The 11,544-nt window shown below is 70.3% G+C and carries 11 protein-coding genes; 3 read left to right on the top strand and 8 right to left on the bottom strand.

What is annotated here, in order from left to right; translation table 11 throughout:
- Nucleotides 1-85: 85 nt before the first annotated feature.
- Entirely contained in the window at nucleotides 86-1,621 is a 1,536-nt protein-coding gene (locus tag ACFVJQ_RS44575; protein WP_385791633.1) for an MDR family MFS transporter, read from the bottom strand.
- A gap of 198 nt (nucleotides 1,622-1,819) precedes the next feature.
- Here ACFVJQ_RS44575 and ACFVJQ_RS44570 point away from each other — a divergent pair, with 198 nt between their 5' ends.
- Complete coding sequence (locus tag ACFVJQ_RS44570) at nucleotides 1,820-2,308, top strand: TetR/AcrR family transcriptional regulator (protein WP_385518195.1); 489 nt, start codon at nucleotides 1,820-1,822, stop codon at nucleotides 2,306-2,308.
- A gap of 73 nt (nucleotides 2,309-2,381) precedes the next feature.
- Here the strand turns inward: ACFVJQ_RS44570 and ACFVJQ_RS44565 are convergent, their stop codons facing one another.
- From ACFVJQ_RS44565 to ACFVJQ_RS44540, 6 genes are all read right to left on the bottom strand, one after another.
- Nucleotides 2,382-3,299, bottom strand: coding sequence for a TIGR03619 family F420-dependent LLM class oxidoreductase (locus ACFVJQ_RS44565; protein ID WP_385518186.1), 918 nt, complete (start codon nucleotides 3,297-3,299; stop codon nucleotides 2,382-2,384).
- A 13-nt stretch (nucleotides 3,300-3,312) separates the two neighbouring features.
- The gene (locus ACFVJQ_RS44560) at nucleotides 3,313-3,963 is read right to left on the bottom strand and encodes an HAD-IA family hydrolase (RefSeq protein WP_385791631.1); all 651 of its coding nucleotides are present in this window, start codon (nucleotides 3,961-3,963) and stop codon (nucleotides 3,313-3,315) included.
- A gap of 284 nt (nucleotides 3,964-4,247) precedes the next feature.
- Complete coding sequence (locus ACFVJQ_RS44555; RefSeq protein ID WP_385791630.1) at nucleotides 4,248-5,084, bottom strand: prephenate dehydratase; 837 nt, start codon at nucleotides 5,082-5,084, stop codon at nucleotides 4,248-4,250.
- A complete protein-coding gene (locus tag ACFVJQ_RS44550; protein WP_385791628.1) occupies nucleotides 5,059-5,940 on the bottom strand; it encodes a hypothetical protein in 882 nt (293 codons plus the stop codon). The genes ACFVJQ_RS44555 and ACFVJQ_RS44550 overlap by 26 nt, the downstream gene beginning before the upstream one ends.
- 4 nt (nucleotides 5,941-5,944) lie before the next feature.
- Nucleotides 5,945-6,916 carry an NAD(P)-dependent oxidoreductase gene (locus ACFVJQ_RS44545; protein WP_385518173.1) on the bottom strand — a complete coding sequence of 324 codons (972 nt, stop codon included), beginning with the start codon at nucleotides 6,914-6,916 and terminating at the stop codon, nucleotides 5,945-5,947.
- A gap of 49 nt (nucleotides 6,917-6,965) precedes the next feature.
- Nucleotides 6,966-8,021 (bottom strand): class I SAM-dependent methyltransferase, encoded by a 1,056-nt coding sequence (locus ACFVJQ_RS44540; RefSeq protein ID WP_385791626.1) that lies wholly within the window; start codon nucleotides 8,019-8,021, stop codon nucleotides 6,966-6,968.
- A gap of 144 nt (nucleotides 8,022-8,165) precedes the next feature.
- Between ACFVJQ_RS44540 and ACFVJQ_RS44535 the strand changes: the two genes are divergently transcribed.
- Nucleotides 8,166-8,747, top strand: coding sequence for a TetR/AcrR family transcriptional regulator (locus ACFVJQ_RS44535; protein ID WP_385791624.1), 582 nt, complete (start codon nucleotides 8,166-8,168; stop codon nucleotides 8,745-8,747).
- A 13-nt stretch (nucleotides 8,748-8,760) separates the two neighbouring features.
- Here the strand turns inward: ACFVJQ_RS44535 and ACFVJQ_RS44530 are convergent, their stop codons facing one another.
- Complete coding sequence (locus ACFVJQ_RS44530) at nucleotides 8,761-9,057, bottom strand: WhiB family transcriptional regulator (RefSeq protein WP_385791637.1); 297 nt, start codon at nucleotides 9,055-9,057, stop codon at nucleotides 8,761-8,763.
- A gap of 357 nt (nucleotides 9,058-9,414) precedes the next feature.
- Here ACFVJQ_RS44530 and ACFVJQ_RS44525 point away from each other — a divergent pair.
- Nucleotides 9,415-11,544, top strand: a 2,130-nt coding sequence (locus tag ACFVJQ_RS44525) for an AAA family ATPase (RefSeq protein WP_385791635.1), incomplete at its 3' end; no start/stop codon positions are given.

Genomic DNA, 11,544 nt, shown 5'->3' with positions numbered 1-11,544 from the left:
GCGTCAACGTTCTGTGGGCCCTGATCCGTGACCGACGGTGCTATCAAGTCGCACCTCCAGCGACTGCAGCTGCTTGACAACGGCATTAGGAAGCGGGGACGGCTTCCTTGGCGGTGGCGGGGTCGGAGGTGGCGGTGGGCTCGCCGGTCTTCTGTGCCGACTTGAGGAAGAGGGCGAGGAGAACACCGACGGCGAGGGTGGGCGCGATCCAGAGGTAGCCGGTGGCCGTGGCGTGGGCGAAGGCGTCCAGTGCGGTGTCGCGCAGGGCGGCGGGCAGCCGGCCGATGGTGTCGGGGCGGGCGACGTCGAAGCCGCCGGCCGTCGGCAGGCCGTGGGTGCGGTCGGCGAAGCCGGTGTTGAGGAGGGTGCCGAAGACGGCGACTCCGAAGGCCGCGCCGATGGAGCGGGCGAAGGTGACCACGGCGCTGGCAGCGCCGAGATCGGTGGCGGGCACGCTGTTCTGGACGGTGGTCAGCACGACCATGGGCACCATGCCGATGCCGACACCGGTGATCAGGAAGTAGACGCTCAGCACCAGGGTGTCGGTGGCCGCCCCGATGGTGCCCAGCAGGAGCAGCCCGGCGAGGTTGGCGAGCAGACCCGCCAGGAGGATCGCGCGCAGCCGGTCGACGTGTGCGGCCCAGCGTCCGGCCAGGGACTGGCTGACGACCAGACCGGCGACCAGCGGCAGCATGTGGACGCCGGAGAGGGTGGCCGAGACTCCGTGGACGATCTGGAGGTAGGTCGGCAGGTAGACCAGTACGGCGAACATCGCGGCGTTGGCGAAGAACCCGATCAGCGAGGAGAAGACCACGGTCCGGGAGGCGAGCATGGCCGGCGGCAGGACCGGGGCGGCGGCGCGGCGCTCGACCGGCACCAGGAGCACGGCCAGCACGACGGTGGCGACGATCAGGCCGACGATGGAGGGCGAGCCCCAGCCCCAGCGCTCGCCGAAGGACGTGATCAGGACCAGGCCGGTGGCGATGGTGGCCAGGATGGTGGCACCGAGGTAGTCGATGCGGGCCCTGGCGCCCCGGGTGGCCGCGGGCAGCGCCCGTGCCGCGATGGTCAGGGCGACGATGCCGACGGGCAGGTTGACCAGGAAGGCCCACCGCCAGGACAGCTGGTCGGTGAAGACGCCGCCCAGCAGGGGGCCGACGATGCTGGCGACGCCGTAGACCGAACCGAACAGGCCCTGGTAGCGACCGCGTTCGCTCGGGGAGACGATGTCGCCGACGAGGGCGAAGGTCAGCACGATCATGCCGCCGCCGCCCACGCCCTGCAGCACGCGGGCGCCGATCAGCTCGGGCAGGTTCTGTGCCAGGCCGCAGGCCACCGAGGCGATCAGGAAGATCGAGGTCGAGGCGAGGTACAGCCGCTTGCGGCCGAACATGTCGCCGAGCTTGCCCCACAGTGGTGTCACCGCCGTCGACGCGAGCAGATACGCGGCGCTGACCCACGCGATGTCGTCGAACCCGTTCAGATCCTGCGCCATCCGCGGCAACGCGGTCGAGACGATCGTCTGGTCCAGGGCCGCGAGGAGGACCGCCAGGATCAGCGCGCTCATCGCGGCGGCGACCCCACCCTCCCTGGGTGATGAGGACTTGTCTATCTTCGACATCGGAAGGTGCCTTTCTAGAAGACTCGCCAATCTGGCATTACTAGGTATATCTGTCACATCACTGTAGCACTTAGAGGGAAGGGTTCTACTCCTGAGAGGCGCTAGATGTCTCAGGCTTCACATTCCGCCACTAGACTCGGGGCGGTGAGAGCCGACGCAGCGCGCAACCTGGAAGCCGTCCTGACCACCGGAGCACGTATGCTCGCCGCCGACCCCGCCGCGAGCATCGCGAGCATCGCCACCGAGGCGGGTGTGGACCGGCGCACGGTCTACCGACGCTTCGCCTCGCGCGAGGACCTCCTGGCGGCCATCTACGAATCTCGCCTTACGGCCATCGAGCACGCCATCGAGGACGCGCGGCTCCGGGAGGCACCCGTCGCCGTCGCCCTGCACCGCTACGTCGAGAACATCATCGCCGTCAACCGCACCTGGCCCGTCGACCTCGCCCGCATGCTCGCCGACGACGCGATCCGCCAGCGGCGGGACGCGTCCGTCCGCGAGGTCGACGCCTTCCTCCGGCGCGCCACCGACGAAGGCCTCCTGCGCCCCGGCCTCCCGGAGGGATGGGCGAGCGCGCTGCTGCCCCAGCTCATGCACCTGGTGTCCCGGCAGCTGCCCGAACTGAGCCCCGGACAGGCGGCGGACGTCGTCGTCGACACCCTGCTGAACGGCCTCGGAACGTCCTGACACGCCAATTCATTCATCGGTGACTGCTCCGAGAAACCGACGGCGACGTCGGCACACTCCGGTACGAACCGATTCAGCCCTGGCGGACTCCGTCGAGGAAGCGGCCGGCCAGGTCGACGCGTTCGGCCAGGCCGGCGGGTGTCTGCCCGAAGTCCACGAACAGCTCGTGCACACCTGCCTCGGCGGCGGCCCGCGCGTAGTCGATGTACTGGGCCAGGGTGCCCGCCCGGGGCATCTGGGCCGGGTCCGTCTTCGTGTCGGTGAGCCGGGGGTTGACGCGCAGCGCCATGCGCAGGGTGGCGGGGTCGCGATCCGCCTCCACCGCCTCCTTCTGGATGACGTCCCACATGTCCCTCAGGTGCGGGAGCGGCATCGCCACGGGCAGCCGGCCGCCGAACCGCCGGCCGATGCGGCGCAGTCCGCCGGGTGTGAACGCCGCGAGCAGCCCGGGGGGTCCGGGCCGCCGGCGCGGTTTGAGGCCCACCACGGTCTCCGGGATGGTGAACAGCGGTCCCTCGTGCGAGAAGACGTCGCTGGCCCAGTACTCCTCCAGGACGTCCAGGGTCTCGTCGAGCCGTGCGCCGCGGCCCTTCCAGGGCACGGAGACCGCGGTGTACTCGTCGGGCATCCAGCCCAGGCCGAGGCCCACGATCAGACGTCCCTGACTGAGGAGGTCGAGGGTGGTCAGCGCCCGGGCCAGCATGATCGGCGGCAGCCACAGGCCGTTCAGGGTGCTCGTGCCCAGCTGGACCCGTGTGGTGTGGGACGCGGCGAACGTCAGGGCGACCAGGGGGTCCATGTGGTTCTCGTAGGCGCGCGGCATCTCGCCGTCGCCGCTCGGGTAGGGGGCGCCCGGCACAGGCGGGGCGAGGACGCGGTCGCCGGTCCACAGGGAGTCGTATCCCATGTCCTCCGCGGTACGGCAGACGCGCAGGATGCCTTCCGGCCGGGCGGCGGAACCGAAGGTGGGCAGGGCCAGGCCCAGTCGCACAGGTGGTGTCTCCTCAGGGGATGACCCGGTCCGGGTCGTCGTCCGTCAGCGGGATGCCGAGCAGGGTTTCCAGCGCGGTGACCGTCCGGGCGGGCTCCACGGCGTGGACGGTGGCGAATCCCAGCTCCGCCGCGGGCGGCAGGTACTGCTCGGTGTCGTCCACGAACACGCACTCCTCGGCGGTCAGGCCGAGTTCGTCCAACACGAGCCGGAAGATCTCCGGTTCGGGCTTGCGCGTCCCGTGGACCTCCGACAGCACCAGGGCGTCGTAGCGCTGCTCCACCTCGTAGCCGTCGTACAGGTTCCAGGGGGTCGGGCCGACGGAGTTCGAGAGGATGCCGACCTTGATGCCCGCCCGGCGGGCGGTGGCGGCCGCGGCGATCACCGAGGGCTCGGGGCGCAGGTCGGCGAAGATGCGGCCCATCAGGTTGTCCGGCGGGAGGCCGAGAAGCCGGGCGGCCGCTTCGTTCCACTGGGTCTGGGTGAGCGCGCCGCGCTCCAGTTCCTCGGTGAGCCGGATGCCCTCGGGGTCGAGGTAGAGGCCGGTGAGCAGGGTTCCCTCGGGCAGTCCCTCGAGGCGTTCGAAGGCGAGCGCGGCGGGCAGCAGAGGGGTTGTCAGCACACCACCGAAGTCGAGGACGAGGCCCTTGCGTTGCTGGGTCATACCCACACTTTAGACATGTTTCTCGCTGGCCAGGCACATGTGCCGATGGTCACCCACGGCGGTGGTCGATGCGGACGGCTCTCGCGTGTGAACCCCCGGGGTGGGTGCCTACGTTGTCCCAGTGACGGGTTCTCCGCCGCCCCGGCGACGGCGGCGGGGAACTTTCCGGACCGCTCCGGACGCCTTCCTTGTCTCAGGAGCCGGAGCGAAAGCGGCCCCGCACGACGGGTCGGACGTGACACGTCGGCGCGGGGCCGCACACCGTCTGCCGTACGGGTGTGCGCTCAGTTCTTCAGCCGGTGCGGATGCGCGGGGTACACCCCGAGGATGCGCACCTCGGTGGAGAAGAAGCGCAGCTCGTGCAGGGCGAGGGCGACGCGCTCGTCGTCGGGGTGTCCCTCGATCTCCACGTAGAAGCGGCTGGCGTTGAGCCCGGCGCCCATCTGGTAGCTCTCGATCTTGGTGAGGTTCACGCCGCTGCTGGCGAACCCGCCGAGCGCCTTGTACAGCGCGCTGGGGATGTTGCGGACGCTGAAGAACAGGCTCGTCATCGTCGGCTCCCCGGTGTGCGGGGCCAGGGTGGCGTCCCGGGAGAGAACGACGAACCGTGTGGTGTTGTCCGGGTCGTCCTCGACCTCGGCACGCAGCACCTCGAGGCCGTACAGCTCGGCCGCGGCGGGCGGGGCGAGCGCCGCGTGCCGCGGGTCGCCCAGTTCGGCCACCTCGCGCGCCGCTCCGGCCGTGTCGTCGCTGACGAGGATGCGCCAGCCGCCCTCCCGCAGCACCTTGCGGCACTGTCCCAGTGCGTGCACGTGACTGCGTACGCACTCCACCTGGTCCAGCGTCGCGCCGGGCACCCCCATCAGGTCGAAGCGGATGGCGAGGAAGTACTCGGAGACGATGAACAGGCCCGACTCCGGCAGCAGGTGGTGCACGTCGGCGACGCGTCCGGCCGCGGAGTTGTCGACCGGGATCACGGCGACGTCGGCGGCGCCGAGCGTCACGGCGTCCAGGGCCTGCTCGAAGCTCGTGCAGGCCAGCTCGCCGCCCTCGGGGTAGAGGGCACGCGCGGCGGTCGCCGAGTTGGATCCGGGTTCACCCTGATATGCGGCGGTCGTCACCGTGTTCAGCCTTCCTGGGGGAGGTCTTGTCGTGGGGCAGCAGAAGCTCCGTCGCATACCGCACCTGCTGAAGTATCGGTGAACAGGCCTCGATCAGGTTCACCAGGGGGTGCCGGTCGGCGCTCCCGCCCGACACGAGCGCGTGTTCGTACGCCGCGCCGACCACATGGTGGACAGCGATCCCGGCCTGTCCGACGTGCGCGGCGAGCCGTTCTTCGACGGACGGGGGCAGGCCCTGCCGGGCGGAGGGGGCGGCGTGCACGGTGGCGGCCAGGCTCAGCCGTTCGTCGTGCAGTACGGCGGCCAGTTCGGCTGCCGCGGCGGCGGTGGACGGGGCAGCCAGTGCGTCGGTCATGCGGCGGGCCGCGCCCAGTGCCAGGGCGGTGACCGCCGTCCAGAAGAAGGGCGCGTCGCCGGGGCGCAGCGGCTCGCCCGCCGAGTGCGTGACGAATCCGGCCGGCACGTACATGTCTTCCAGGCGGAACACGGAGCCGGCGCCGACATCGCCCGGGAGCACCTTGGAGGCCACCACGAAGAGGTCGGGACCGCCGTCCCTCACGGGGGCGAGCGGCAGGGCCAGCCACGGTCCGGTGCCGTCGTACGACTCGTACGATGGAAGGCGCCACTGTCCGGACAGCGCGCAGCCGCCGGGGACCGGCCGTGCCACCGGCCCCGGAACGTCCGTGCGGGGAACGGCAGTCGGGAGCGGCGCGGCCCAGTTCCAGGTGCCGGTCAGGGCCTGCCAGGCCCCGGCCGGGTCGGAGTGCCCCTCCGCCTCGAAGAACGCGAACACCCGCGCGAGACCGGTGTCGGGTCCGAGCAGCTTCGGGCGGTCGCCGTACGTGGATGTCCGCATGGGCCTAGGCAGCCTGCTCACCTGCTTCGGTGCCGGTCGTCGTGAGAACGACGTTGTGCAGTTCCTCGCCCCGCTGGTAGCGGTCCAGCTGCCGCCGCAGGAAGTCCGCGGTCATCGGGGCGAACGCGTCGGTGAACGCCGCCACGTGAGGGGTGATCAGAGCGCCGGGCAGGTTCCACAGCGGGTGCCCGGACGGCAGCGGTTCCGGATCGGTGACGTCGAGCGCGACCCGGAGCCGTCCCGCCCGCACCTCGCGGACCACCGCGCGGGTGTCCACGAGCTCGCCGCGGGCGACGTTCACCAGCAGGGCCCCGTCCTTCAGCAGCGCCAGCGCGTCCGCGTCGAACATGCCACGTGTCCGGTCGGTCAGCGGCGCGCACAGCACCACCGCGTCCACCGTGGGCAGCAGCGCGGGCAGCTCCGCCGCCCCGTGCACCCGCCCGGCCGGTGTGGTGCGCGCCGTCCCGGCCACGAGGACCGCCTCGCACCAGAAGGCACCGAGCCGGGCGGCGACGGCGGCACCGACCGCGCCGTACCCGATGACCAGGACACGTTTGCCGGCCAGCGTGGGCCGGAACTCGGCCTTCCACTTTCCCCGGGCCTGGTGGGCCGCGAACTGGTCGAGCCCCCGGCACAGGGCCAGCAGCAGCGTGACCGCCAGCTCGGCGGTGGCCTCGCGGTGCACTCCGCGCCCGGTGGTCAGCCGAGTGCCGGGGGGCATGGTGCCCAGCAGCGGCAGCATGTGGTCGTAACCGGAGCTGAGCAGCTGGAGCACCTCGAGGTTGTGCATCCGCGGCAGTACGGGGCCCAGGACGCGTTCGGCGCCGGGCGCCGGTATGCCGACGAGGAAACGGACGTCGGCGGGGTCGCCGGGCAGTGGGCCCGTTCCGTCCCAGTAGGAGTAGGAGAACCCGTCAGGCAGGCCGGGGATCTGGTGTCGGTGACAGGGGAGCCAGACGGACGCGCCGTCCTTCATCGTGCATCAGCTTCTTCCCGGTGGTCGTTCACTCGCTCTGTGTCCGTCCTCAACGCTTGATGTCGTAGATGCGGTTGGTGAGGGTCTCGACGGCGAGCCTCCAGCTGTGCAGACCCGCCTCGGCGGCAATCGCTCGGAGAGCGTCCGGGCCCGGATGGTTGCCGAGCGCGTGCGGGCCGTTCTGGGCCATGGCCGCCGGCAGACAGAGGACAGCGGAGGTGGAGGCGAAGGACCGGCCGATCGGGTGGATGTTCTCCCCGGGCTCGGCCGACACGTTCGGCTCGACGACGAGACAGCTTCCGTCGGCTGCGAGGGCCTCTTCGGCGCGCCGGAGTGCCGCACCGGGGTCACCGAGGTCATGGAGGCAGTCGAAGAAGGTGACGAGGTCGTAGTCGCCACCGGGGAAGTCGTGCGCGGCGGCGACCTCGAACGTCAAGCGATCACCGACGCCCGCCTCCTCGGCCAGCTTTCGGGCCGCTTCGACGGAGGAGTCGTGGAAGTCGAAGCCGTGAAAGCGGGACTGCGGAAACGCCTTGGCCATGAGCACGGTCGAGTGGCCGAAGCCGCATCCCACATCGGCGACCGAGGCGCCTCGCCGGAGCTTGTCCTCGACGCCCTCCATGGCGGGCAGCCACTCCTGAACGAGGACCGCCTCGTATCCGGGCTTGAAGAAGGCGGCAACACCTTCCGCCAGTTCCGGCCCGTAGTCCTGCCAGCTCACGCCGCCGCCGCTCCGGTAGGCGCTCGCCAGCGCCTCTTCGGCACCGTAGAGGGCCTTCAGCATGGTGAAGCCGCCGCCGATGTACGTCGGCAGAGAGGAATCGGCCAGTACGGCCGCATGCTCGTCCGGCAGGACGTACGTGTTCGTTTCAAGGTCGTGCAGTACGTAGGCACTGGCGACCTGCGCCGCCAGCCACTCCCGGACGTACCGCTCGACGAGTCCGGTCTTCTGGGCCAGTTCGTCCGAGGTGAGCGGCCCTGCCCCCGCCATCGCCTCGTACAGTCCGAGGCGGATGCCCAGAGATGTCGACACCCCCGCGAAGGCGGCCGCATTGTCAGCGACCACCCGCTCGAGGAATTCCATCACGCGATTCTCGTCCGACATGTAATTAAACTTTCAAGTATGAGTTCTCCGGCCAAGATGTGCCAGGAGACAAAAGAAGACAACCTCTCATCTTCGCAACGAGTGCGGGTCCCCTCCTGGTTCACAGGGCCCGCCCGCCGTGTCGGCGGCAGGCAGAATGGGCGGGTGAATCCGGCACAGACGACTCCGCAGCAGACCCGACAGGAGTCCCCCCGCAAGCGGGCCGACGCCCGGCGCAACCATGAGCGGGTCTTCGCGGCGGCGCTGGAGGTCTTCGAGGAGTTCGGGCTCCAGGGCACCGTCCCTCAGGTCGCCGAGCGGGCCGATGTCGGGAAGGCCACGGTGTACCGCAGCTACCCGACCAAGGAGGACCTGGTGGCGGCGGTGGTGCGGCACCGGCTGGCGGAGTTGGACCGCGTCACCGCGCCCGCCCTGGCGGAGGCCGAGCCCGCGCGGGCCTTCGACACGTACGTGATCCTGCTCTTCGAGAACCTCGCCCGGGACCGTCTGCTGTCGGAGGCGCTCGCTGAGGGAAGGTCGACGACGTACACCGGTCCCCTGCTGGACCGCCTGGCCGCTCTGATGGACGAGGCCAGGTCCGCCGGCCGGATCCGCTCGGACGCGAACCCGCTCGATCTGCGCGTGGTGCTGTGCGGCATGTGTCTGCAACTGATCAACCTCGCGGAGCGCGATCCGGCACGGTGGCGCCGGTACGGCGAACTGACCCTCCAGGCGCTGCGGCCCTGAACCGACCACGGCCTCAGCGGTCGAGCCACACGGCCGAGAACCGCTGTGCGGCGTCCTCGCACGTCCGGGCCGCACGGAAGACCTCCGACCAGGACCTCACCGTCGGACGGCGGCGCAGCAGCGCACGGCGCTCCCGCTCGGTCATCGCGCCCCACACGCCGTACTCCTCGCGGTGGTCCAGCGCGTAGGCGAGGCATTCGAACCGCACCGGGCAGTCGAGACACACGGCCTTGGCCTCGTTCTGGGCGGTGCCCTCGACGAACATCCGGTCCGGCTGCGTCCGGCACAGCCCTCGGTCGGCCCAGTCCATGCCCGCCTCGCTTCCCAGCGGTGCGCCCACCGGCCCCCGCCGTTACGTCCGTACACATACTCAAGTAGATACGTATGAGGCTAACTCACATGTGTCGGAACCGCCGGGTTGAGGTCACAGAGTACGCACCCTTCGTACGACAAGAACTTTTCAGGCCATACCCGGGTGACGAAATCCCATGGAGGCATCTAGTCTTCTGCGTCAGATGTGAGTGACCGGCCGGCCACCAGCCGTGCTGTCACTCGCGCAGCCGCCCGACATGTGGCCGCCGGGACGACGTACCCTCGCCAGAGAGCGTTCGGGCCGAGCCGGTCCAGCGGTGAAGGGAGTGGGGCGGTGGAGTCGATCGTCGGGACCATGGTCGGTCGCGGAAGCGAGCAGGAGGTGCTGTCGGCGTTCGTGGCGGCACCCGGGGGCGCGGCTCTCGTCCTGCGTGGCGACGCTGGTGTGGGCAAGAGTGCCCTGCTGGACCACCTCGTCGAACTCGCGACGGCCGAGAATCACCGGGTGATCAGGGCGGCCGGCGTCGAGGCCGAGTCGGAACTGCCGTTCGCCGGTCTGCATCAGTTCCTGTATCCGCTGCTCACCCACATGGATCGGCTGGACGACGCGCACCGGCGGGTCTTCGACGTCGTCTTCGGCCGGGGCGAGGGCACACCCCCCTCGGTCATGACGCTCGGGATCGCCGTCCTCGACCTGCTCTCCCTCGCGGCGTCGCAGCAGCCCCTCCTGCTGGTGCTCGACGACGGCCAGTGGCTCGACACCTCCAGCACCGAGGTGTGCGGTTTCGTGGGCCGCCGGCTCACCGGCAGCTCGGTGAAGTTCGTCGTCGGCCTGCGCTCCGAGGTTCCCTCGGGCTTCGACACGGCCGCGCTGCCCGAACTGGCGGTGACCACGCTGTCCGAGAAGGTCTCCGAACAACTCCTGGACAGGCACCACCCCAGGCTCGATCCTCAGATCCGCCGTCTGGTGCTGGACGAGGCCCAGGGCAATCCGTTGGCGCTGCTGGAACTGCCGCCCTATGTGCGCGGCGGCCAGGCGGGACGCAGTCCCCAGGAACTGTTCGGGTACACCGGCATCCCGCTGCCCCTGCGCCTGCAGCAGGTGTACGGCGCGCGCATCAAGTCCCTCGGCGAGCCGGTGCGCGCTGAGCTGCTGCGCGGTGCCCTGGACGGCGTCGGATCGGGCACAGCCGCCGACCGCACCCGCAGCACCCGCTACCGCATGCGCGACGCCGACCAGGCAGCCACCTGCGGCCTGCTCGACATCGACCCCCTCACCGGCGACTTCGTCTTCCGCCACCCCCTGGTGCGCTCCACCGTCGTCCAGCTCGCCACCCCCAACGAACGACGCACAGCACACACTGCCCTGGCCCAAGTCCACCGCGACGACATCGAACGACACGCCACCCACCTGGCCGCCGCAACCGTCGATCCCGACGAAGAAGTCGCCGCCGCACTCGAAGCAGCAGCCGAATCCGCCACCCGCCGCGGCGGCGCGGTGGCCGCCGTCACCTGGCTGACCCGCGCCGCAGAACTCAGCGAAAACCGCGAAGACCGAACCAGACGACTGAACAGCGCAGCCTTCGCCGCCGGAGATGCCGGTCAGCTGGACCAGGCCCGGCTGTTGGTCCGCTCGGACACCGGGTCCGGCAACAGCGATTCCCCGGCCTCGGCGGTCGTGTCGGACTATCTCACCTCCCTCGCCGCCGCGCGGGAGGACGGGGACGTGCGGTCCGCGCAACGCCAGGTCTTCGCGACGATCGAGAGCATGCGCGCCGACGGGGTACGGGAGCCGAACGAGACGCTCACCCGCTTGGTCGACCTGCTGCTGGCCGTCAACATGTACGCGGGCAACGAGGACGCGTGGGAGCGCACTCATGAGCTCCTGGACTCGCTGGGCGACCTGGTGCCCTCACATTCGCGCATCTATCAGGACGCCTGGAGCGACGTGGTGCGTCGCGGCACCGGTGTGCGGGAGCGGGTGGAGCGCGCCTTCTTCGGTCTCCGCGACCTGGAGCCGACGGATGTCTCCAAGTTGTCCGTCGCCGCCTACCACGTGGACACGCTCAGCCAGTTCCGGCCGCTTCTGCAGCGCACCGTGGACCGCGAGGTGGAGACGGGGGCCCTGACCAACATCATGTCCATCCTGCAAATGATCATGATGGACCAGATCGCGGTCGGTGAGTGGGACGAGGCCGAGCGGACCGGACAGCGCTGCCTGGAGCTGGCGAAAACACACCGGCACACACTTTACGTCTTTCACACGCAGGCACAGCTGGGTTTGTTGGCTGCGCTGCGGGGCCAGGTGGGCCGCGCCCGGGAACTGCAGGCCACCGTCGACGCCTGGGCCCGCCCCCGCGGCATCGGCCTCCTCACCCAGATCACCGACGCCATCGGCACCACCGCCGCCCTCGCCGAAGCCGACTACGAAGCCGCCTACCTCCACGCCATCGGCATCACACCCCCCGGCACCTTCACCCCCTAC

Source organism: Streptomyces sp. NPDC127197, assembly GCF_042672405.1.
GTDB lineage: Bacteria > Actinomycetota > Actinomycetes > Streptomycetales > Streptomycetaceae > Streptomyces > Streptomyces flavusporus.
This window is presented reverse-complemented; position numbering and strand designations above follow the sequence as displayed.